Annotated in this window: 20 protein-coding genes and 1 riboswitch; of the genes, 13 read left to right on the top strand and 7 right to left on the bottom strand. The window is 28.2% G+C overall.

What is annotated here, in order from left to right:
* Nucleotides 1-93: 93 nt before the first annotated feature.
* Nucleotides 94-642 (bottom strand): hypothetical protein, encoded by a 549-nt coding sequence (locus ACUXZJ_RS11650; RefSeq protein ID WP_063743914.1) that lies wholly within the window; start codon nt 640-642, stop codon nt 94-96.
* 114 nt (nt 643-756) lie between these two features.
* Between ACUXZJ_RS11650 and ACUXZJ_RS11655 the strand changes: the two genes are divergently transcribed.
* Nucleotides 757-1,491 (top strand): DUF4369 domain-containing protein, encoded by a 735-nt coding sequence (locus ACUXZJ_RS11655; RefSeq protein ID WP_060382179.1) that lies wholly within the window; start codon nt 757-759, stop codon nt 1,489-1,491.
* Nucleotides 1,491-1,904: a TlpA family protein disulfide reductase gene (locus tag ACUXZJ_RS11660; protein WP_081248770.1), complete on the top strand. Its 414-nt coding sequence runs from the start codon at nt 1,491-1,493 to the stop codon at nt 1,902-1,904. Before ACUXZJ_RS11655 ends, ACUXZJ_RS11660 begins: the two co-directional genes overlap by 1 nt.
* Before the next feature lie 89 nt (nt 1,905-1,993).
* Here the strand turns inward: ACUXZJ_RS11660 and pepT are convergent, their stop codons facing one another.
* From pepT to ACUXZJ_RS11675, 3 genes are all read right to left on the bottom strand, one after another.
* Nucleotides 1,994-3,235: a peptidase T gene (gene pepT / locus ACUXZJ_RS11665; RefSeq protein WP_060382180.1), complete on the bottom strand. Its 1,242-nt coding sequence runs from the start codon at nt 3,233-3,235 to the stop codon at nt 1,994-1,996.
* Nucleotides 3,236-3,237: 2 nt separating this feature from the next.
* The gene (locus ACUXZJ_RS11670) at nt 3,238-4,296 is read right to left on the bottom strand and encodes a nucleoid-associated protein (protein WP_063743913.1); all 1,059 of its coding nucleotides are present in this window, start codon (nt 4,294-4,296) and stop codon (nt 3,238-3,240) included.
* A gap of 76 nt (nt 4,297-4,372) precedes the next feature.
* Nucleotides 4,373-4,909 (bottom strand): IS1096 element passenger TnpR family protein, encoded by a 537-nt coding sequence (locus ACUXZJ_RS11675; protein ID WP_060382182.1) that lies wholly within the window; start codon nt 4,907-4,909, stop codon nt 4,373-4,375.
* A 403-nt stretch (nt 4,910-5,312) separates the two neighbouring features.
* On the opposite strand from ACUXZJ_RS11675, the gene ACUXZJ_RS11680 reads away from it, so the two are divergent.
* The 5 genes from ACUXZJ_RS11680 (at nt 5,313) to ACUXZJ_RS11700 (ending at nt 10,679) form a co-directional block, all read left to right on the top strand.
* Entirely contained in the window at nt 5,313-6,152 is an 840-nt protein-coding gene (locus ACUXZJ_RS11680) for a 1,4-dihydroxy-2-naphthoyl-CoA synthase (RefSeq protein ID WP_060382183.1), read from the top strand.
* Nucleotides 6,153-6,583: 431 nt separating this feature from the next.
* Nucleotides 6,584-7,498 (top strand): 1,4-dihydroxy-2-naphthoate octaprenyltransferase, encoded by a 915-nt coding sequence (menA, locus tag ACUXZJ_RS11685; protein WP_060382184.1) that lies wholly within the window; start codon nt 6,584-6,586, stop codon nt 7,496-7,498.
* Nucleotides 7,498-8,280, top strand: coding sequence for a hypothetical protein (locus tag ACUXZJ_RS11690; RefSeq protein ID WP_060382185.1), 783 nt, complete (start codon nt 7,498-7,500; stop codon nt 8,278-8,280). The genes menA and ACUXZJ_RS11690 overlap by 1 nt, the downstream gene beginning before the upstream one ends.
* Before the next feature lie 135 nt (nt 8,281-8,415).
* A complete protein-coding gene (locus tag ACUXZJ_RS11695) occupies nt 8,416-9,624 on the top strand; it encodes a tetratricopeptide repeat protein (protein ID WP_060382186.1) in 1,209 nt (402 codons plus the stop codon).
* A gap of 20 nt (nt 9,625-9,644) precedes the next feature.
* Nucleotides 9,645-10,679: an o-succinylbenzoate synthase gene (locus tag ACUXZJ_RS11700; RefSeq protein WP_060382187.1), complete on the top strand. Its 1,035-nt coding sequence runs from the start codon at nt 9,645-9,647 to the stop codon at nt 10,677-10,679.
* A 383-nt stretch (nt 10,680-11,062) separates the two neighbouring features.
* On the opposite strand, the gene cobN is transcribed toward ACUXZJ_RS11700, so the two are convergent.
* Both cobN and cobW read right to left on the bottom strand, forming a co-directional pair.
* The gene (cobN, locus tag ACUXZJ_RS11705; RefSeq protein WP_063743912.1) at nt 11,063-14,797 is read right to left on the bottom strand and encodes a cobaltochelatase subunit CobN; all 3,735 of its coding nucleotides are present in this window, start codon (nt 14,795-14,797) and stop codon (nt 11,063-11,065) included.
* Nucleotides 14,798-14,860: 63 nt separating this feature from the next.
* Nucleotides 14,861-15,898, bottom strand: a complete 1,038-nt coding sequence (cobW, locus tag ACUXZJ_RS11710; protein WP_063743911.1) for a cobalamin biosynthesis protein CobW — start codon at nt 15,896-15,898, stop codon at nt 14,861-14,863.
* A gap of 284 nt (nt 15,899-16,182) precedes the next feature.
* Here cobW and ACUXZJ_RS11715 point away from each other — a divergent pair, with 284 nt between their 5' ends.
* Nucleotides 16,183-17,163 carry a LuxE/PaaK family acyltransferase gene (locus ACUXZJ_RS11715; RefSeq protein ID WP_060382190.1) on the top strand — a complete coding sequence of 327 codons (981 nt, stop codon included), beginning with the start codon at nt 16,183-16,185 and terminating at the stop codon, nt 17,161-17,163.
* A 106-nt stretch (nt 17,164-17,269) separates the two neighbouring features.
* Nucleotides 17,270-17,929: a ribulose-phosphate 3-epimerase gene (rpe, locus tag ACUXZJ_RS11720; RefSeq protein WP_060382191.1), complete on the top strand. Its 660-nt coding sequence runs from the start codon at nt 17,270-17,272 to the stop codon at nt 17,927-17,929.
* Between the two features lie 512 nt (nt 17,930-18,441).
* Here rpe and ACUXZJ_RS11725 read toward each other — a convergent pair.
* Nucleotides 18,442-19,785 carry a cobyrinate a,c-diamide synthase gene (locus ACUXZJ_RS11725; RefSeq protein WP_063743910.1) on the bottom strand — a complete coding sequence of 448 codons (1,344 nt, stop codon included), beginning with the start codon at nt 19,783-19,785 and terminating at the stop codon, nt 18,442-18,444.
* Between the two features lie 62 nt (nt 19,786-19,847).
* Here ACUXZJ_RS11725 and ACUXZJ_RS11730 point away from each other — a divergent pair, with 62 nt between their 5' ends.
* Genes ACUXZJ_RS11730 through cbiB form a run of 4 tightly spaced genes read left to right on the top strand, consistent with a single transcriptional unit; the run spans nt 19,848 to nt 24,152 of the window.
* The gene (locus ACUXZJ_RS11730) at nt 19,848-20,693 is read left to right on the top strand and encodes a GHMP family kinase ATP-binding protein (protein WP_063743909.1); all 846 of its coding nucleotides are present in this window, start codon (nt 19,848-19,850) and stop codon (nt 20,691-20,693) included.
* A 5-nt stretch (nt 20,694-20,698) separates the two neighbouring features.
* The gene (locus tag ACUXZJ_RS11735; protein WP_060382194.1) at nt 20,699-22,180 is read left to right on the top strand and encodes a cobyric acid synthase; all 1,482 of its coding nucleotides are present in this window, start codon (nt 20,699-20,701) and stop codon (nt 22,178-22,180) included.
* Nucleotides 22,177-23,199, top strand: coding sequence for a pyridoxal phosphate-dependent aminotransferase (locus ACUXZJ_RS11740; RefSeq protein WP_060382195.1), 1,023 nt, complete (start codon nt 22,177-22,179; stop codon nt 23,197-23,199). The genes ACUXZJ_RS11735 and ACUXZJ_RS11740 overlap by 4 nt, the downstream gene beginning before the upstream one ends.
* A complete protein-coding gene (cbiB, locus tag ACUXZJ_RS11745) occupies nt 23,184-24,152 on the top strand; it encodes an adenosylcobinamide-phosphate synthase CbiB (RefSeq protein WP_063743908.1) in 969 nt (322 codons plus the stop codon). The genes ACUXZJ_RS11740 and cbiB overlap by 16 nt, the downstream gene beginning before the upstream one ends.
* A gap of 31 nt (nt 24,153-24,183) precedes the next feature.
* Nucleotides 24,184-24,383: riboswitch (cobalamin riboswitch) on the top strand.
* Nucleotides 24,384-24,453 lie beyond the last annotated feature (70 nt).

The raw sequence follows: 24,453 nt of genomic DNA on the forward strand, positions 1-24,453 counted from the left end.
TATTTTTCCGTTCTATTTTTTTTGCCTCATTTTTAATTTTAGCTCTTCTAAGCTTATTATTGAATTTTTTAATATTCTCCTCGTTTTTACGGCTCATAAATATTGTTTTTTAATTTGATCTAAAGATAATTCTGTATAAATTAAGTCGTTTATTATTTTTTCTCTTAGAATATGAATATCTTCATCAAAATGTTTTGCCCAATTCGTAAGATTTAAAATATTTCGTGCATTTTTTAGTCTTTTTTTAGTTTCTGTGCTGGTTCTTAAAATTGCAGAATTATTATAATTCTTAGTTTGTTTGTGTAGATAATGAATTTCATTACGAATACGATCCCAATCAAGATAATATAATTTTTCTATTTCATTATCAGGAAAAAAACTATCCCAAGTAGCATAGCCTACTTTGAATTTAGAAGTTTCTAAATCGTGATTTATTAACCTCCATTTTGAATTTGCAAATCGTCCCCAATGATTTGATAATCTATAAATCCCTTTTTGTGAATAAAAATAGTTGCTTCCCGATTTACTTACAAAATCAGGTGTTAGATTAGAAATACAACTATATGAAACCTCTTCAAAAACACAGAAAGTTTTTTTGAGTGAATTAACTTTAGGATAATATTTAGAAATTATTTTCTCCAAAATTTTAAATAAAACTTAAAAATGACTTATATAACTACAAAAAGGCTATTTTTGTGGTTCAAAATTAGTAAAACTATTTTTATAGTTCTTTATATTATTAACAAATACATACAGATGAAAAAAATTTTAGGAATCAGTTTAGTAACCTTATCTATTGCATGTAATGGCATAATTGGTAATGGATTTAAATTTGAAGGGGAAATCAACGGATTAAAAGACGGAACAAAAGTCTTTTTACAAAAGCAAGACGAAAATACAGGAATGCCTGTTTCTATAGATACTGCAAAAGTAGAAAAAGGCAAATTCGTTTTTGAAGGTGAAGCAAAAGAACCACAAGTACACATGGTTTCTGTTGAAAATCAACAAGGAGGTTTTGTATTTATTTTAGAAAAAGGAAATATAACGGCAAAAATTAACAAAGACAGTATTCCTTTAACTAAAGTTGAAGGTACTTATAATAATGATGAATTGGTTAAGTACAACACTCAAATGATGGGCATATCTAAACGTATGATGTCATTTCAAAAAGAGAACATGGCAAAAATGCAAGAGGCTCAGAAAGTTAATGATTCTGTAACAATGAATAAAATTAATACAGAATTTTCTAAATTTCAAGAAGAATTTATTACTTCAGGAGCTAAATACATTGACGAAAATCCAAAATCGTTTATTTCTTTATTATTAATTCCAACTCTTTTTAATACGCCAAATGCTGATGTAGTTAAAATAAAAAAATCTTTTGATGCTCTAGAAAAAGATGTTAAAGAGACAACAGCAGGAAAGAAAATTAAAAAACAATTAGAGGATTTTGAAAAAGCAATGGCAGGAGCAAAAAAAAAAATGAACTAATTAAGAAAGCTCCCGATTTTAGTGCTAAAACACCTGATGGAAAAATATTAAGTTTAAAACAAGTTTTAGGAAAAGTAACCTTAATTGATTTTTGGGCTTCTTGGTGTGGACCTTGTCGAAAAGAAAATCCTAATGTAGTAGCTCTTTATAAAAAATGGCATTCAAAAGGGTTAAATATTATAAGTGTATCTTTAGATAAAGATTTAACGAAATGGAAAGAAGCCATTCAAAAAGATCAATTAACTTGGAATCATGTTTCTAACTTGATGCAATGGGAAGATCCCATTGCAAAAATGTATCAAATAGAAAGCATTCCTTCAACAGTATTAGTTGATGAAAAAGGATACATTATAGATACTAATCTTTTTGATAAAGAATTAGAAAATGAAATAAAAAAGGTATTAACTAAATAAAAAATAGTTATAAACTTAGTTGAAATTTGAAAGGGGATGATTAAAATAATCATCCCCTTTTTATATAATGTTTTTGAAAACTCAACTATTTATTTTTGTTTTGCTATTAATTGAGTAATTTCAACGATAACATCAATGGCTTTTTGCATACTTTCTACTGGGACATACTCATATTTTCCATGAAAATTATGTCCGCCTGCAAAAATATTAGGACAAGGTAGCCCCATATAAGATAATCTAGATCCATCTGTACCTCCTCTTATTGGTTTAATAATAGGAGTAATACCTAAATTTTTCATTGCTTTTTCAGCTATTTTTACTATGTGCATCATAGGTTCAACTTTTTCGCGCATATTGTAGTATTGATCTTTTATTTCTATTTCTACAATATTTTCACCAAATTGCTTTTTATATTTAGAATTGATCTTGTCGGCAATTTTTTGTGCAAACTTTTTACGCTTTTCAAATTTCTTACGATTATGATCGCGAATAATTAATTGAACTGTTGTTTCTTCTATACTTCCTTTTATATCAACAACGTGAAAAAATCCTTGGTAATCTTTTGTTTTTTCTGGGACTTCTTTTTTAGGTAATTTGCTTATATATTTATTAGCTAAAAGCATTGAATTAATCATTTTGCCTTTTGCATAACCAGGGTGTACGCTTTTTCCTTTAAATATAATTTTAACACCAGCAGCATTAAAATTTTCATATTCTAATTCACCTATTTGACTACCATCCATAGTATAAGCCCAGTCGCATCCAAATTTTTCTACATCAAAAAAATCTGCACCACGTCCAATTTCTTCATCGGGAGTAAAACCAACTTTTATTGTACCATGTTTAATTTGTGGATTTTGAATTAAATATTCCATTGCTGTGATAATTTCTGTTATACCAGCTTTATCATCAGCACCTAATAAAGTTGTGCCATCTGTAGTAATCAGAGTTTGTCCTTTATATAATAATAAATCTTCAAAATAACTAGGCGAAAGAATAATATTTTTTTCTTGATTTAGTACAATATCACCACCATCATAGTTTGGTACTATTTGTGGTTTTATATTAGCTCCCGTAAAATCAGGAGTAGTATCAAAGTGCGAAATAAAACCGATAGTGGGGACTTTTTCCTCTATATTAGAAGGTAGAGTTGCTTGAATGTAAGCTTTGTCATCTATACTTACATCTTGCATTCCTATGTTTTTTAATTCTTCTACTAGTTTATTGGCAAGATCCCACTGTTTAGCAGAACTTGGAGTGGTATTAGAATTAGGGTCAGCTTCTGTATCTATTGTTACATAGCTTATAAAGCGATCTATAATATGTTGCATAATTACGATTTTTGTTCTTTATTAAAATATACTAGATAATAATACATTTGTTTTTCTTCGTCCCAACCTTTTTCAACAAATTTCTCCGCACTTTCTGGGTTTACAAAATCCAATTTTATTTGAATATTTGTATCCAATTCTATTACATTTTTCATTTTTCTGCGAACATCAGTTACAGCCTGATTTGCAATTGGAAAGTTAGTTAAATCTTCTACACTGTATTTTTCGCCTTTATCAACTTTATAATTTTTGAATTCTGAAATTAAATCGGGATTATCTAATACATCATTTAAAAAAGTTGATTCTTCAAAATTATCATTTTTTGCAAAATGATTTACAGCTCGATTCATAAAAAGAACTTCTTCTTTTTTATCTTCAGCAGGTAAAACTACTTCTTTTGCAAAATCTTGACAAAATTTTAGATATTTTTTAGTCATAAAATTTTCATCTTGAAAAGCATCTACACTCAGAAAGTATTCTAACCAATAACGAGCATCATAACGATTACTATCTACTGTTAGTATTTTGTAACCTTCTTCTTTTTTATAATTAAAAATTAAACATCCTTTGTCTAGTTTTTGTAAATTAATGCCTTGTTGCAAAATCATTTCTAAATTACTTCCTTTTTCTTCAAATTGAAGAAAATCTGATTTTATTTCGCTTTTGAATACACCTATTGCATCTACCGGTTTATTATCTATTGATACATTTGTTAGATAAGTAATGTAAACTTCTCCGTTTTTTATATGAGGATGGTTAGATTGTTCAAAAAGATGTTTGGTTATCTTTTTTGAAAAGTCATGAATGTTAGCTGGATTTGAAAAAATTTCACTTGCTAGATTATACATTTCATTGTATTCTAAATCTACATCATGTGCAAATTGATAATAATTTTCTTCTTTTTCTCTAAAAGGTTTAAAGAAAAATTCTTTTAACAAAGGCATGATTTCATCATTTAAGCCATAAGGCTGATCTGATAAAAATATAGCTTCATTTCTACTTTTATTTCCTACGCGATGTATTGATAGGTTTTCTATTTGGGTATTAAAAAGATTAATCATATTTTCTAATAAAAGAATAAAGATTTTAGGAATCTAATTATTCTTAAGGTTTTTATTTTATGTTTTTTTTGATATATTAATTCCAGTTTTCTTCAAAACCAAAATCACTAAAAGAATCATCACCGTCAAACATATCAAAATCTTCATCATCGTAATCATCTTGAAAATCTTCATAGAAATCATCTTTTTCTGCATCAAATTCTTTATCTGGTGCCATAAGAGGTAATACTCCATGAGAAAATAATAAATCAGGATAAGACATACCTTGTTCTGGTTCTTCTATGGATGCTAATTCTACAAAGAAAGTCCACATATTTAAAAAATCATAGACATAAATGATTTTTGTATTATTTTTATCAAAAGTAGATGATAAAATATGATCGGCCATTGTTAATCCTTCTCCAGGATTATCACTTGTGTCAAATAAAGGAATTTCTTGATCTTGATTCCATTGATCATCACAGGTGTAAAAAGCGGCCATTTCCATACCATCAAAACCAAAAGCATTTACAATGGCATTATGTAAATCTTCTAAACTATTATTTTCTTCAATAGCTATATCTCTAAATACATCCTCTTCAGCATCAAGGATAACTCTGTATTTGTAAATCATAAAACGAATTATTTGATAGGGTCAAAGGTAATTATAATTTTAGAAAACGAAATTTAGAATTAGCTTTTGTTAATAATATTTTTAGAGATTTTACTTGTCTATAGAATTTATACTATTTATATAAAGAGGATTGAATACTTTGTAATTATCTTGTTTAGCTTTGTTTAGTATTATAAAGGTAAGAAATGGTACGAATAAGAAAAAAATGTTTGATGAAGTTTTAGTAGGATTTTATCATTCTTAGATTTTATTTTTATAGTGAAAGAAGTATTTTCTATTCTTTATATGAGTAGAATGCCATAAAAATGAAGTATTTTTGCATATATATGCTAAAAAATAAACAATATGTTTTATTTTAATTTACTGATTATTAATTTTTTATAATAAAATAACTACTATTTATATGAGTAAAATACAATGGGAAACAGCCTTAGAATTTGAGGATATTACCTATAAGAAATGTAATGGTGTTGCTCGAATTGCTTTTAACCGTCCAGATGTTCGTAATGCGTTTCGACCTAAAACAACTTCAGAATTATTAGTTGCTTTTAAAGATGCACATGAAGATACAAATATTGGGGTTGTACTATTATCTGCAGAAGGACCTTCTTCTAAAGATGGAATTTGGTCTTTTTGTAGTGGAGGAGATCAGCGTGCGAGAGGACATCAAGGTTATGTTGGAGAAGATGGATATCATCGCTTAAATATTTTAGAAGTACAACGTTTGATCCGTTTTATGCCAAAAGCCGTAATTGCGGTAGTTCCAGGATGGGCTGTTGGAGGAGGACATTCTTTACATGTAGTTTGCGATTTAACGTTAGCCAGTAAAGAACATGCCATTTTTAAACAAACAGATGCTGATGTAACTAGTTTTGATGGAGGATATGGATCAGCTTATTTAGCTAAGATGGTAGGACAAAAGAAAGCTCGTGAGATTTTCTTTTTAGGTAGAAATTATTCTGCTCAAGAGGCGTATGAAATGGGAATGGTAAATGCCGTTATCCCACATGCTGAACTAGAAGATACCGCTTATCAATGGGCTCAAGAAATATTAGAAAAATCACCTATTTCCATTAAAATGCTAAAGTTTGCCATGAATTTAACTGATGATGGAATGGTAGGACAACAAGTTTTTGCAGGTGAAGCTACACGATTAGCATATATGAGTGATGAAGCTATTGAAGGTAGAAACGCATTTTTAGAAAAACGTAAACCTAATTTTGAAAAGAAATATATTCCATAAAATGGTTTAGTTATAAAATACTTCTAACTTATTTTTATTAAAAAAATATATTGATAATAAGGTAGTAATTTCCCTGTTTGTAAATAAATTTTAGAGAAATATAAGGCTAGAAGTATTTTCAAATTAACTTTTAAATTTTATTAATGACGGGTCTAGTTTAAAAAAGTTAATAAAATTTTACTATATTTGGCATTGCCACTATTCTTCATGTAAGTAGATTCTGAGCTTTTTAAATAAAATTATTAAAAGCTTACTAAATTTTTAATTTTTTACTATTAATTCTTTAAAAAAGAAAAAAGAGTTTTATCACTTTGTTGAATTTATAACTCTCATTTTGTTTTTTAAAGAAATTATTAATTTTGTGGTTAAACATAATTTAAGAAATTATTATGAAATAATAATTGTTGACTATATATATTTATTCAAAAAATATGAAACATTGGATACAAGCTGCGCGTCTACGAACCTTACCTTTATCACTTTCTGGCATTTTGGTTGGTAGTATGTATGCGTATAAAACAAGTAAATTAACTTCTATTGAATTATTTGATTGGAAAATTTTTATATTAGCTATTTTAACAACTGTAGCATTTCAAGTACTTTCTAATTTTGCGAATGATTATGGAGATGGTGTAAAAGGAACAGATGCTAATAGAATAGGAGAGAAGAGATTGGTTGCAACTGGAGAAATAACTCCAAAAAAAATGAAAATAGCTGTATATTTAACAGCTATTATTAGTTTTTTGTTTGCGTGTTTATTAATTTACTTTTCTTTTAAGAATAGGTATTTAAATTATTCTTTGTTTTTTCTAGGATTAGGAATAGTTTCTATCATAGCTGCTATAAAATATACTGTTGGAAATTTTGCATATGGTTATAAAGGATTAGGAGATCTTTTTGTTTTTATCTTTTTTGGTTGGGTAAGTACACTAGGCTCCAATTTTTTATTTACAAAAGATTTTGATATTTTACTAATGTTACCTGCTTCAGCTATTGGTATGCTTAGCGCAGGAGTATTGAATTTGAATAATATGCGTGATGAAGTATTAGATAGAAGATCAGGAAAAAATACATTAGTTGTAAAAATGGGGGGTAATAATGCAAAAAAATACCATTACTTTTTAATTATTACGGCCATGATTTTAATTATCTTATTTGGTTTATTATCTAATTTTAAGTGGGATCAATATTTTTTCTTGACAGCCTATTTTCCTTTAATAAGTCATCTTATTACAGTTTATAACTGTCCTGATAACAGAGCTTTAGATCCTCAATTAAAAAAATTAGCAATAAGTACTTTTTTAATATCTTTAATATTATCATTAACATTAATTTTTAATCAATAATGAATTGTAGTTATCATCCAATTGCAGAAAAAGAAATAAATGAATGGTATTGTAATTTGAAATTTCAAAGTATATTGGATCATGTATATTATGAAATTGTAAAAAACGGTAGACGATTTAATCTTGGTGAAGAGAGTTTAAAATCTTATGTTGAAATAATGAAAATGGCAGCTAAAAATGCACAATCAAAAAATAATTTTGATGAAGCACATGCTTATAACATAGCTCTTGTTCAAGGTCTTTTTAGAAAATATTTCTATTTAAAAGATTTTTCTTTTTCTAAACTAATAGATAAAAAAACCTATTTCGAGCGATATACAAAAAAATGGCAGGAAATAGTAAAACAAGATAAAGAAATACTTCTGAATGTTAATAATAAAATTTCAGGAGAAAAAAGTGGAGGAGTATACATACCTTTTAATAAGGTAGCAGAACTATTACAAGATTACGCCAAAAAAGGAAGCGTACAAGATGATTTGAATTCTTTTTTTGGTGAACATATTACTATTTTTTTAAATAGTTTAGAATATGCTAAATCAAATAATTTAGGATTATTGGAAGCGTCCGGTATTATTAATAAAGACTTTTTAGTTTCATCAAATGATGTGAGTGATATTGTTATAGAAAATTGTGATACTCAAAGTTTACAATTTGGCTCACCTATAAAATCTTCTAAACAGGAAAAAGTAAGAGAAATAGTATTAGATCTTCCAATTGCAAAAATACCCGAAGTAGAATCTAAAATTGAAAAAAAGAGTCTATGGAAAAAAATATTTGGGTAATATCTTAATAGAAAATTAAACTCTGTTTTAAAGCTATATAAAAGTTAAATATGTAATTTATAGTAAAAAATATAAAATTATAAATGATTTTGACTTCTATATAGCTTCTTTTTTTAATTTGTTATAATATTTTAAATGAAATTCTGTTTTTATAATATACTTTTTATTTTAAACCTTTTTGTCGGATACACCCAAACACCCTCTGGTTATTGGGATAATCAAAGAGGAACAACCAAAGAAGTAAACCTTTCTGCTGGTGAAAAAGGAGTCGTAAAAATCCAAGATTTACCAGTTGGAACAACTGAAATAGCGTATCGTATTACGTTACTTGACGAAAATCAGAAAATGGTGAATGACCTTTCATCTGTTTTAAAAGCTATTCCAGATCCTTATTTTATAGGAAAAGGTACAGGTAGTGCCATTTCTTTAGTATCATCTATTTCAGGTGTTGATAAATGTACTTATGCTGTGTTTTTAGATGAGTCTTCTAGCAATGATTTTGTTAAAACAGAATCAGTTCAAAAGGCATGTTTGTATCAAAAAAATCCTATTAGTAAAGATGCAAGACTTATATCTTTAAAATCCACTTGTTTAAATGAAAACACTAAAAATCTTTGGTTTACTTTTAAAAACCAAAATTGGTTAATGAGTGAAAAAATAATATTAGAAGTAATTCCTTGGGTTGATAATATAGCCAGTAGAGGATGGACAAAAAAAAATAAAGAAAATGTTATAGAAAATATTAAACATATTTCTTTATCTAAAAATTTAAAATCGGATGTATCTAATAGCATTGCCTTTTGTTTGTTAAATAAAATAATGGAAAAATATCGTTTTCAAGATTTTTTAAATTTAAGCAAAGAAGAACAAATTCTTTTTGTAGAACAAAACGATCCTATATGTTTTAAACAAGCTAATAATATGTCTTTTTATAATAACTTAATTTGCCAACAAGCTGAAAATTTATTTAAGAATAAAAGAGAAGAAGAAGCGATCAACTGGATTCAAAATAAATTAATTACAACTGAATATGCGAATGCTTTAGATTATAATTTTTTAGCTGAAATGTATATGAATACAAATCAATTTGAAAAATCATTACAGACATTACTTTTAGCAGAAGATAAAGATAAAAGTGAATTAAAAATAAAATTAAATTTAGCTCATATTTATATGTTTTTAGATGATATATCTAAATCCAAAGAAATTCATAAAAAATATAAATCACAAAATATTTCAACCAAGCAAACATGGACAAATAAAACAATAAATGACTTGGAAAAATTTAAAAAAACTTCTTTACCACAAGAGAATATAGATAGAATTTGGAAATTATATAATTAAATTTATATTTAACTTTTTATATGAAAGCAATTTATATAAAACATCTATTAGATTTTAAACGTCCTGCTGGAACTTCAAGAGGAATTTTAAACCAAAAAGAAACATGGTTTTTAATTTTAGAAAAAGACAATAAAAAAGGAATAGGAGAATGTGGTATATTACGAGGATTATCAGCTGATGATCGTCCTGATTATGAGGAAAAATTAAATTGGGTTTGTCAAAATATTCATTTAGGAAAAGATCAACTTTGGAATGAATTAATAGAGTTTCCTTCAATACAATTTGGAGTTGAAATGGCTTTTAAATCATTAGAGTCTTCTACTCCTTTTGAATTATTCCCTTCTAAATTTACGAAAGGAGAAGATGTTATTCCTATTAATGGTTTGATATGGATGGGAAGTGAAACCTTTATGCAGGAACAGATAAAAGAAAAAATCAAACAAGGTTTTCGTTGTATAAAAATGAAAATTGGAGCTATTGATTTTGAACAAGAATATAAATTATTACAATTTATTCGCTCAAATTTTTCAAAAGAAGAAATAGAGTTACGAGTGGACGCAAATGGTGCTTTTGATTATATAACAGTATTTGATAAGTTAGAAAAATTAGCCAATTTATCTATTCATAGCATAGAACAACCTATAGCTAAAGGTCAAAAGAATAAGATGAAAGATATTTGTAGCAAGTCAAAATTACCCATTGCCTTAGATGAAGAGTTAATAGGTGTTTTTTCATTAAAAGACAAAGAAAAACTTTTGTTAGAAATAAAACCTCAATATATTATACTAAAGCCTAGTTTTATAGGTGGATTTAGAGGTACTGATGAATGGATTGAATTAGCCGAAAAAAATAATATTCGTTGGTGGATTACTTCTGCACTAGAATCCAATATTGGTTTAAATGCCATTGCTCAATATACCTTTATGAAGCAAAATCCTATACCTCAAGGTTTAGGTACTGGTTCTTTATATCTTAATAATATTGATGGTCCTTTGGAGGTTAGGAATGGGTTTTTATCTTATAACCCAGAATTAAAATGGAATATAAACCTATAAATTTATATTTAACATAGAAGAGAATTTTAGATCTCCTGAAAATTAATAAGAATATAAAAAAGTATTTTATTATTATTATTTAGATCTTTTCAAAGAATATAATATTTTGATAGTTTACAAAAAAAGGTTTAATTAAGATTACAGACTAAATATTTCGGATTCTTGCCATCTCGATACTAGGAGGGATAGCATAAAGTACGTAACATAACCCTCTTAAATTCTGATGATGATATTCCTCTATCATTAAGTGTTTTGATTATGTGACTCCTCCTTACGTAGTGACAAATAAGAAACCAAAAATAAATAGAACTCAAAAGAGTCTTCGTTGAACCAAAAAGGATGGCTTTTTAAGCCTTTCTAAAATTAAACTTTCGGCAAAAAAATTATTCTATATCTATAAAAAGTTGTTGTAATTTTTCAAATGTTTCTGACTTAGGGTTTTTCCACATACCACGCTGAATAGCTTCCAACATTCGTTCAGTCATATCTTTTAGAGCCCATGGATTTACTTTTTCTATAAATTCTTTATTTTCTGGATTGAATAAATATTCTTCTGTAATTCCTTCGTACATAAAATCGTCAATCATATCAGTAGTAGCATCATAGGCAAATAAATAATCCATTGTTGCAGCCATTTCAAAAGCACCTTTATAACCATGTCGTTTCACACCTTCAATCCATTTAGGATTGACCACACGTGAACGATATACTTTTAATAATTCTTCTTTTAGTGTTTTGACTTTTGGATTATCAGGACGCGAATGATCTCCAAAATATACTTTTGGTTGTTTGCCACTAATTGTTTGTACGGCATTAGTTAAACCACCTTGAAACTGATAATAATCATCAGAATCTAAAAGATCATGTTCTCTATTATCTTGATTGTGCATTACAATTTGAATATCAGATAGGCGTTGTTCAAAAACTTCATGAGCTGATTCTCCTATTCTGTCATTGCCATAAGCATAGCCGCTCCATTGCATATATATTTTTGCTAAATCTTCTTTAGTTTGCCAGTTTTTTTCATCAATAACAGCTTGTAAACCTGCTCCGTATGCACCAGGTTTAGAACCAAACACACGAAATAAGGCTCTTTTATGAGCTTTATCATGCGTAATTCCTTTTGTCATCCATTCCGCCTTTTCTTTTAAAAAGCGTTTTCTGATAGGATTTATCTCAGGATCTTCATCTAGGTGTGCTAGTCGTTCAATGACCTTATTAAATAACGAAATTACATCAGGAAAGGCATCTCTAAAAAAACCAGAAATACGAAGTATTACATCTACTCTTGGTCGTTTGAGTATTAAAGGTGAAATAATTTCGAAATCAACAACTCTTCTGTTAGCTCCTTCCCAAATAGGTTTTACTCCCATTAAAGAAAAGGCTTGTGCAATATCATCTCCTCCTGTTCGCATAGTAGAAGTTCCCCAAACTGAGAGACCTATTGTTTCTGGATATTCTCCGTTTTCTTGAAGATAGCGTTCTATAATTAAATGGGCACTTTTTACACCTAATGTATACGCTGTTGGAGAAGGAATGGTACGTACATCTATTGAGTAAAAATTTCTACCGGTGGGCAATACGTCTAGACGACCTCTTGTAGGAGCACCTGAGCTTCCAGAAGGGACATATTTCCCATTTAATCCTGTTATTAAATTAGTAATTTCATTAGTTGTTTGTTGAATTTTAGGATAGGTAGTATTCATTATAGATTGAAGGACTTCATCAAAATGTAAATATCCTGTTTTTTTTCTATCTAATAAAAATTGTGATAGATAAGTACGTGAAATTAATTCTAGTTGTTCTACCACATCTCCAATAGTTCTGCAATGTACTTGATGAATTTCTTTTTTAAAAGAATCTGCATAATTACATTCTAAAGGATTAAAATCTAATTCTAAATCAATAGCTAAAGCTTGGGTTATACCTTTTGTTGTTTCCGAAGGCAAACGATGTAGGGCAATAAGTAAATCTAACAATTGATTATTTTTAGGAACTTCTCCAAAAATATGTAATCCATCTCTAATTTGTGCTTCTTTTAAATCACATAAATAACCATCTAATTTTACTAATAATTCATCTATGTCATCTACAGAAGTTTTTAGATCTGTATCTAAATGTGCTTCTTGAACTAAAGTTTTAATTTGCTTTTTTAGTAGTCCAGCACGTTTATTATCTAGTGTAAAAGCCTCATAATATTCATCTATAAGATGTTCTAATCTTGTCAAAATGCCATAATTTTCAGCACGTGTCATAGGAGGAATGAGATGATCTAAAATTACAGCTTGGTTTCTTCTTTTAGCTTGTGTTCCTTCTCCAGGATCATTTACAATGAAGGGATAAAAATGCGGAATGGCATTTAATAATACTCTAGGATAACAACTTTCTTTACTTAATGCTATACTTTTACCTGGTAGCCATTCTAAGTTTCCATGCTTTCCAACATGTACAATGGCATCCGCTTTAAAAATACTATTTACCCAAAAATAATAAGCTAAATAATTATACGTTGGAGGTAAATCAGGTGAATGATAAATAGCTTTTTCATCTTGATTATAACCTCTTGCAGGCTGAATACTTATAAAAATATTTCCTAATAAAAAACCTGGAATAGCAAATTGTTTATTATTGCAAAATGGAGAATCTTCTGGTTTTCCCCATTGTTTTTCAAGTTGTGTTTTTAAATAAGGAGAAAAAGATTCATATTCTTCATAGAAATCTTCTAATTTTAATGAAACCTGAAATGGACGAGCTTGTGTACTATCTACATCATTTGTTATATAGTGTGTAATTAATTTAATTAATTCGTTACTCGAACTAGGAATAAAGTTACCTAAATCATACCCATTTTCTTTAAGAGCTTTTATAATTCTTACCATGCTTTCTGGTGTATCAAGTCCAACCCCGTTAGCCAAACGACTATCTTTATTAGGGTAATTAGGCATGATTAGAGCTAATTTTTTTTCTGAGTTTATTTTATTTTGTAATTCATGCCAACGAATTGCAAAATCCACTACAAAATCCACCCCTTCAGGATGCGCTTCATATTTTAAAATATCTGAATCAGTAATAGCATCTTTACCTAAAGTTGTCTTAAAAGAAATAGCTGTAGTAATGATCCGTCCATCTAATTCAGGTAATGCAGCATTTATGGCCACATCAGTAGGAGGTAAGCCAAATAAATTATTTTCCCAAACAGTTTTAGTACAAGAAGCAAAAATAGCTTGAATAATAGGGATATTTAATTTTTGAAAAATAAAGGTATTGTCATTTTCAGTTATGTTTTTTATTGAAAAACTAGTTGTATTAATAATAGAACTTAAAGGAGAATGTTTAGGTTGAGTTAATAACTCATATAATTCATCTGTTGTATTTTTGTCTCTGAGATTATTAACAAAAGCAATGATGGGAAATATGTTTTTTTCTTGTAATTGTTTATAAATAGCGTAGACAGGCTCTAAATTATCAGCCAAATAATGTGATTTATAAACTAATATTACGGTATTAAATAGAGTATTAGAAGTTTGCTCTTTAGATAATATACCTTTTTTTAAATCATATAAAAATAAATCGGGTATTGATTGAGGTTCTTTATAAACTAATTCTTTCGCTTCAAAAAAATGATATGAAAGAAAATATAATAACTCTATTAAATTATTTTTTCCTCCAGCACAAAAATACTTCCAAACTAAATCTGAAATGGATACATCAACATTAGAAAGGTTTATTAGTTCAAGATCAGGAACATCATATCCTGATAAAAAAAGTACTGGAATATTTTTTTTTTGACATTCTATTTGAATTGATTCTACTAAATAAGGATAATAACTGATACCTCCTAATAGTCTGCATATAACAAGTTTTGCTTTTCCTACTACTTCTTCAACATATTTGTCTATTGTTAATTCTTGCTTTAAATAAGTAAGATTAGTCATTCGTAAAGAAGGGAGATCTTGCGTATTAAGATTTTCTATAAACTCTTTATAAGCATTATTTAAGGAATGTATTTCCGTATCCGCAGCAGATAAAAAAAGAATATCGCCTTTGGATTGTTCAATGTAAAAAACGCCGTCCTCATTAGGATTCCAGCCTCCAGGAATGGTAGGTATTAAGTGCATTTGTAATATTCAAAATTAAAAATGGATAATTAATACAAGTCAATTATCCATTCAAATATACTTTTAATTTAATCTTTCATTTATAATTTGTTGTAAATTTTTATTTTTTAATTCATCTCCAATGATAACTAGACTTGTTATTCGGGTTTCGTTTTCTTTCCATTTGCGATCAAAATAACTTTCAAAACGAGTAGAGACACCTTGTAAAACCATGCGCATGGATTTATCAGGAACATTTATAAAACCTTTAATTCTATAAATTTCATATTCTTCAATGATTTGTTTTAAAGTATTAATTAAAATTTCAGGTGTGTGATTTGCTGTAATTTCTACAACTACAGAATCAATATGATCATCGTGGTCGTGTTTATGACCATGAGCATGATCTTCTTCATGATGTGAGTGTCGGCTTTCTAAATCATTTTCTGCTTGTGCACCCACTCCTAGTAAAATATTAGATGAAATTACACCCTTATTAGCACTTACTATTTTTACATTAGGTCTAATTTTGTTTGTAATGATAGATTCTACTATTTCAAATTGTGCTTGATTTAGTAAATCTTTTTTAGTCATTACAATTAAATCAGCACATGATAACTGATCTTCAAATAATTCCTCAATTGGAGTTTCATGATCTAATGAATCATCTGCTAGACGTTGGGCATTAACTTTAGCACGATCGCAAATTTCTCCTGTAGCTTGTCCTACAGCATCAACAACAGTAACTACAGCATCCACTGTAATTTGTGGTTTTAATTCAGGCCAATTGAAAGCATGTAAAAGAGGTTTGGGTAAGGCAAGTCCTGATGTTTCAATTATTATATGATCTATAGAATCTTTTCGTTCCATTAGTTCTAACATAATAGGTAAAAACTCGTCTTGTACAGTACAACAAACACAACCATTATTTAGTTCTAAAATATCTTCTTCAAAACTACAACATGATTTTAGTAATTCGCCATCTATTCCCATTTCACCAAATTCGTTTACAATAACGGCTAATCGTTTTCCATTATTGTTTTCTAATAAGTTACGAATAATTGTTGTTTTTCCTGATCCAAGAAAACCTGTTATTATTGTTACAGGGATTTTATTTGTCATAATAGCTTTTTTTTATTGGCTAAAAATACTGTATATACAGAATAAAAAGAAAAATACTTTGATTTATTTATCTTTTTTCAAACAAAAGATAATAAGATATAAAATTGATTTAGGCTCAATTGAGATTACAAAAAATATTTTAAATATAGAGTATTTAATAAAAAATAAACTTTTAAATATTTTCATTTCTCATAAATATCTCTTTACCTATGAAAATTAAATTTGTGGATAGTTTTGCATATTAGATTTGGGTTAAACTCTTTATTTTACGTAATTTTGGAGGCATGTATACATCTAACGATATATTTGAAATTAGTTCTAAAAAAGAATTTGAAAAACGGACTCTTAAGATTTTTCGTTTTCAATATCATAACAATTTAGTTTATCAGCAGTTTTGTTCATTGTTAAAAAAAGATGTGAGCAATGTAAAAAAAATTGAAGATATTCCTTTTTTACCTATTCAATTTTTTAAAACAAATGATATTTTAAGTTCTAAAGAAGAAAAACAAATAACTTTTACAAGTAGTGGTACTACAGGAATAGCTACAAGTAAACATCATGTTACGGATTTATCTTTTTATAGAGAAAGTTATAGACAAGCCTTTAAGCAATTTTACGGAAATATAGAAGATTATGTTATTTTGGCATTATTACCATCTTATTTAGAACGAGAAGGCTCATCTTTAATTTATATGGTAGATGATTTAATACAATTATCTAATAATCTCGAAAGTGGATTTTATTTAAATAATTATGATGAACTTATAGAAAAATTAATTAAACTGGATGCTGAAGGGCATAATGTTTTATTAATTGGGGTTACTTATGCTTTATTAGATTTAGTTGAAAAACAAAAATTTAATTTAAAAAATACCATTATAATGGAAACAGGTGGTATGAAAGGACGCAGAAAAGAAATAATTAGAGAAGAATTACATAAAATTCTGAGTAATGGTTTTGGTGTACCCGTAATACATTCGGAATATGGTATGACGGAATTATTATCTCAAGCTTATTCTTTAGGAAACGGAATCTTTGAATGTCCTATGTGGATGAAAATTATTATTCGTGATCCTGAAGATCCTTTAACCTTACTTTCTGAAGGTAAGACAGGAGGAATAAACATAATTGATTTAGCTAATATTAATTCATGCTCTTTTATAGCCACTCAGGATTTAGGTAAAATAATAGATTATAATTCTTTTGAAGTTCTAGGACGATTTGATAACTCTGATATAAGAGGATGTAACTTAATGGTGGTTTGATACTTACTTATTCCTGTTTTAAAAATTTTGATATATTAAGAAAAATTAACACTACTCTATATATTTAATAAAAAACTTCTAATACAACACAATAATACTTTATAAAATGAAAAAAATACTTATTGCTCCATCTATTCTTGCTGCTGATTTTGCTAATTTACAAAGAGATATTGAAATGATAAACAAAAGCGAAGCAGACTGGTTTCATATAGATATTATGGATGGCGTTTTTGTGCCTAATATATCCTTTGGAATGCCTGTATTAGAAGCAATTAAAAGACATGCAAAAAAAACAATTGATGTACATTTAATGATTGTAGATCCAGATCGTTATGTTTCAACTTTTAAAAAACTAGGAGCAGATGTTTTAACGGTCCATTTAGAAGCTTGTGTACATCTGCATAGAACCCTCCAAGCTATAAAAGCAGAAGGAATGAAAGCAGGTGTAGCATTAAACCCACATACTAATATTTCATTATTAGAAGATGTAATTCAAGATATAGATATAGTTTGTATTATGAGTGTAAATCCTGGTTTTGGAGGACAATCATTTATAGAAAATACATATCCAAAAATAGAAAAACTAAAAACATTAATTGAAAAAAAGAAAGCCTCTACTCTAATTCAAATAGATGGAGGAGTTTCTACTCAAAATGCCAAAAAATTAGTAGAAGCAGGTGCCGATGTTTTAGTCGCAGGTAGTTTTGTATTTAACTCAAATAATCCAGAAAAAACAATTATTGATCTTAAAGAAGCAGTTAAATAATAAGAAAGGTTCCTATTATTGGTAAACTATCTTTATAAGCATTAACTAACAAACGCAAAAAATAAGAATAAGATTTCCTTAACCCTTGCAATTGCAGGGGTTGTTTTTAGAATAGAATCTATTTCTCTAGATTTCAAATAAAACATTCTAAACTCCTTACCTAGAAAAACATAGGATGACAAGAATCCGAAGTAAAATACTTCTTGTTTGTCACTCTGACGCTAGGAGGAGTCATATAATCAAAATCACTTGATGGAGAAGGAATATCATCACCAGAATTTAAAACCATGTTATTCAAAGGTTTTTTAGAGTTGTTTTAAAATAAAAAAAAGAGCGAGAATTTTACTTTTTAATACAGTATATTTTAAGTTTGAATGGTATAAATTGGTTGGAAAGAATATAATCATACCTACAGCAATGATGTAAAAACGATTCATACCCGATCTGGAACTAAAATTATTCTAAACGATTTACAAGGTTCTGTTTTTATACAGGATCCTAGTGGTAATAATTTAGAAATCAAATAACAAATCCTCTTTATTTAAAAAATTAATAATTAAGAGAGAGTCTCCCCAATAAAAATGTATATAGGATGCTATAACATTTTTTAATCTATAAATGGGAGTTGCTATTTCTATTCCTTTAGCATTAAAAATTTGACCAATAGTTGGAATCTTTTCCTTTTCTATTATTTTAGAATAGTGAAATTCATGTCCTTTAATTATTTGATTATCTAATTTTATTTCTCTATATCCTAAAGAAAGCTTAGCTTTTTCCATTGAGGTTTCTATAGGTAAAAAACCTACCATTGGATAAGCAATTCCTTCTGAATTGATAATTTGATTACCTAAATACATCATTCCACCACATTCAGCTATTACTTTTCCACCATTAGAGCAAAAATCAAGAATAGATTTACGCATCGATATATTATTTGCTAAATCTTTTAAATATAATTCTGGATAACCTCCAGCTAAGTACAAAATATCAGCCTTAGGCATTCTATTATCTGTAATAGGACTAAAATAGATAATTTTACCTAAATTTTCTAATCCTTTTATATTTTCAAAATAAGTAAAATTAAAAGCATTATCATGTGCTACGGCTATTGTGTAGTCTTTAAAAAAAGAGTTGGTTTCAGTTTTTAACTCTATTATATTTTTAGGAATAAAAACGTGATTTTCAGTATTAGAAATTTCTAAAATACGATTAATGTCAATAGATTTAGCTAAGTGTTTTGCTGCATTTTCAATTATTAATTCATAGTCATGTTCAGGAGATATAAACAAGCCTAAATGACGTGAAGGAATAGTAATATCAGTATTAGAGGGGATGTAACCTAAAGCTTCAATACCTACATCATTACAAGCTTCTTTTAAAAAAGAATAATGGCTCTCTGTATTTACAAAGTTAAATATAACTCCTGCAATTTTTATCTTGGGATTAAAATTTTTAAGCCCAAATAACAATGGAGCAACGCTGTATGCCATAGATTTAGCATTGACAACCAAAATGATAGGAATGTTTAATAATAATGCTATTTCTGCACTGCTTCCTTCCATACGATTTGCCCCGTCAAAAAGTCCCATTACACCTTCTATGATAGATATATCAGCCTCTTGACTATATTTTTTATATAAAGTTTTAACATGACTTTCACTCATCATATAGGTATCTAAATTAATACTTGGCTCACCCGCAGCTTTTGTATGGTGTTTCGTATCAATATAATCAGGACCGCATTTGAAAGGTTGTACTTTATATCCGTTATTTTTTAATAATCGTAGTAAACCAAGTGTAATAGTTGTTTTTCCTGAGTTACTAGATGGTGCCGCTATAAGAAATTGTGGTTTCATAGTTTCAAAGATAAAAATCAATTCTCAATTTTTATCTTTGTAATTCTATAAAGAAAGAGAAAATGATAATAAAGATTACTACTTATGCTAAAGTGGGGGAACTTCTTCAGGGAGCTTTTGGTAAAAATCAACCATTTTTAGTAAGCAATAAATCTTCTAAATTATTTAAAACAGATACTATTGCAAGCATCAATCCTATTGATGAAGAAACAAGACTGGATATAAAATCAAATAAGGCAAAGGAGTTATTTCATTCATTAATAGAAGAAAAAGGAATTACTCCTATAAACAAAATTTATTTTAACCAAAAAAGAAACTTTAAAGTTGGCAAAGGGTTATCTTCTAGTTCTACTGATATATTAGGTATTTTGCTTACTTTAAATAAATTATATAAGACCCAATATTCAAATCATTTTCTTTATAAAATAGCTTCTCAAATAGATCCTACGGATCCTTGTCTGGATTTTAATTCTTTATTATTTAATCAAAAGTCAGGAAAAATTTTAGAAAATTTAAATCCTATTTCTTATTCCATATTATATTTTGATTCGGATCCAAATGTAGATATTGATACAATTAAAATATCAAAGGCTAGAGAATATTCTGAAAGTCAAATGATAGAATTTAAAAATCTATATTCTATTCTTAAAGTAAGTGTAAAAAATAATGATTATAGAACATTTTTTGAATGTGTTACCAAAAGTGCTGTTATAAACGAAACTATTTTGCCAAAAAAAAAATTTACTTTATTGTATGATTTTGCTATAGAGAATAATTGTGGTTTATTTGTGGCACATAGCGGTACATTTATGGGATTACTCATAGAACCCTATCGTTTAAAATCTATAGATTTTAAAGTTAGGTGTTTAGTCGAAAAACACTGGAAAACAACTCTTTACATTGAATAAATTCTATGCAAAAATTAAGACCTATAATGTTTGTTGGTACCGCCTCTGATGTAGGCAAAAGTATTATTAATACAGGATTTTGTCGTATTTTTAAGCAAGATGGTTATAATCCAGCACCTTTCAAATCACAAAATATGTCACTCAATAGTTTTGCTACCCCTGACGGACTTGAAATAGGTCGTGCTCAAGCAGTTCAGGCAGAAGCTTGTGGGATTGCGTGTAGCACGGATATGAATCCTGTTTTATTAAAACCTACTAATGATAAGAGTTCACAGGTTGTTTTAAATGGAAAACCATTGGGGAACCAATCAGCTTTTGATTATTTTATGGAAAATGATAAAAAGGAATTACTGAAAGAAGCACAGGCCGCTTATACCCGATTATCAGAAAAATATAATCCAATTGTACTTGAAGGAGCAGGAAGCATTTCAGAATTAAACCTAAAACATCGAGATATAACCAATATGCGGATGGCAAAATATGCTAATGCCTCTACTTTTTTAATTGCGGATATAGATAGAGGAGGGGTTTTTGCAAGTGTTTTTGGAAGTATTGCTTTATTAACTCCTGAAGAAAAAGCTTTAATAAAAGGAATTATAATTAATAAATTTCGTGGTGATTCACGTCTTTTTGAAGAAGGTAAAAAAATAATAGAAAATCTTTGCGGTATTCCTGTAGTAGGATTGGTACCCTATAAAAAAGATATTTATATAGAAGAAGAAGACTCTGTTAGTCTTCAAAACAAACCTTCCCAAGCAGTAGAAAATAAAATAAATATAGCAGTTATTTTGCTTAATAGAGTATCAAATTACACAGATTTTAATGTATTAGAACAACATAAAAACGTAAATTTATTTTATACAAAAAAAATTTCTGAAATAGAAAAAGCAGATATTGTAATTATTCCTGGAAGTAAAAACACTATTTCTGACTTGATTGATATTAAAAATAATGGAGTAGCTGAAGCGATTATAAAAGCACACAAAAATAATAAAATAGTTATAGGAATTTGTGGCGGTTATCAAATGATGGGACAAACTATAGAAGATCCAAACCATATTGAAGGAACTATAGAAACTATGGCCGGATTAGGAATACTTCCTGTTAAAACGATTCTTACAGAAAAAAAAATAACACGTCAAGTACAATTTTATTTTAAAAAATACCAAAAAATATGCAGAGGTTATGAAATACACATGGGCGTTTCTACAATAGAAAACAAAGAGTATATTCTAAATACTTTTGATGACAAAACAGGCGATGGTTATTATTTATCTGATAAATGTTGGGGAACTTATATTCATGGAATATTGGATAATGAAATTGTTATCAAAGATTTACTTTTACAAACTGATAAAAAAGTGATAACAGGGATATTTGATTATAAGACTTTTAAAGAAGAACAATATGATTTATTAGCCCAACACTTACGAGAGCATATAGACATTCAGTATATTTATAAAGTTCTTAAAGAAACAGAAGCATGATTTTAGGACATGGAGATGACGGTTATTTATATAACGGAAGCATTAAAGCAAATTTTAGTTCAAACGTTTTTTATGAAGGATTTCCTAAAGGTTTGAAAGAACATCTTTCTCAGTATTGGGATAAAATAGCTCATTATCCCGAAGCAAATGCTGAATCATTGCAAAAAGAATTAGCTAGTTGGCACCAACTAAAACCCAATCAAATATTAGTAACCAATGGTGCTACAGAAGCATTTTACTTAATAGCACACTTTTTACAAAAGAAGTCAGCCACAATTATTATACCCTCATTTTCAGAATATAATGACGCTTGTCAAGTACATGATATTTCATTAAATTTCCTTAAATGGTCAGATCTAAATAAAACAAGTCTTTTTTCTACAGAAGCTGTTTTTTTAGGAAATCCTAATAATCCAACAGGATTGGTTTTTCATAAAAAAGACCTTCATTTTCTCTTAAAAAATAATCCTAATACATTATTTATAATTGATGAAGCTTATGTAGATTTTACATTGGTTGATATTTCAATAGTTAACGAAATAAATAATTTTTCTAATTTATTCATTGTAAAATCATTAACCAAAACCTATTCTATTCCAGGTTTACGATTAGGCTATATCATTAGTCAAAAACAAAACATTCAAGCAATTGAAACCGTTAAAATGCCTTGGTCCGTAAATACTATGGCAATTGAAGCAGGAAAATATATCGTTAAAAATGCTGCTAACATTGTATTACCAATAGAAAAAATACTAGCAGATACAACTCAATTTATTAATGCTTTACAAGAAATTCAAAATATAGACGTTTACTCAACAAACACTAATTTTTTCTTGTGCAAAACAAATAAAAAGACAGCTCCAGAACTAAAAGAATACCTTTTAAAAAAACATCAGTTGCTCATTCGAGATGCTAGCAATTTCCGAGGACTTTCATCACAATATTTTCGAGTGGCAACACAAAAACCTTTAGAAAATAAACTTTTAATTGATGCTATTCAACAATGGACAATTCTTTAATTATTTTTTCAATACCATTACTTATAGGTTATTTTTTAGATTTATTATTGGGAGATCCAAGAAGCTTACCACATCCTATTCGTTTTTTTGGAAACACAATCTATTTTGGTGAAAACTTTTTAAATAAAGGAAATGGTAGATTTATAAAAGGGCTCTTTCTTACTCTAGCATTATGCAGTTCTGTTTTTTTATTTTTTTATTTTTTATCAAGTATTTTATTAAATATTAATTTTAACCTTTATATCCTTTTTACCAGTCTTTTTATATTTTACGGTTTAGCTAATAAAAGCCTATTACAAGAAGGAAGAGAAGTATTTGATACATTAGAAGAAAAAGGATTAGAAGCAGGAAGAAAACGTTTATCATGGATTGTAGGAAGAGATACGTCTACACTTTCTGAAAATCAAATACGAATAGCTGTTTTTGAAACATTATCTGAAAATTTGAGTGACGGTGTAATCGCTCCTCTTTTTTATTATGCTATTGGAGGATTACCATTTATGATGGTTTATAAAATGATAAATACTTTAGATTCTATGATTGGTTATAAGAATGATAAATATTATTATTTTGGAAAATTTGCTGCTCGATTAGATGATGTAGCTAATTATATCCCTGCTCGAATAACTGCTTTTTTAATGATTTTAATTAGTGGAAAACTTAGTTTATTTCCTTTTATATTAAAATTTGGAACTCAACATGCAAGTCCTAATTCAGGCTATCCAGAATCAGCTTTAGCAGGAATTATGAATTGTCGTTTCGGTGGACCTAATAAATACCACGGAAAGATCGTAGAAAAACCATTTATAGGAACCAATCCTCGTGTTATTAAGCATAATGAATTCAAAAAAGTATGTTTTATAAATCATTTAGTTACTCTAACGACAATTGCTCTAATATTGATAATAAAAATAGTATTTTGGGTTATTTTTGATAATTTCCACTATAACTAGTGTTTTTTTAACAAACTCTATTAGTTTTTTGTACTTTCGTGCCCGCAATGGTTTTGTTTCCATTTTGGAAATGAATTAAAAGGGAATCCAGTGTAAATCTGGAACAGTACCCGCTGCTGTAAGTTTTTAAAAAGATTATAACAAAATGCCACTGTTTTTATCTAAAAAGTAAAATGGGAAGGCGTTATAATTAAAACAAGTCAGAAGACCTGCCTTTGTATTGATTCGCGGCTTTCGGAGTAAAGGCTGACGGGTGAATGTAATGCTTCCCATCTTTCACACGTCCTTTTTCTAAAGTCGC

It is taken from the genome of Flavobacterium sp. TN-1, from assembly GCF_052828645.1.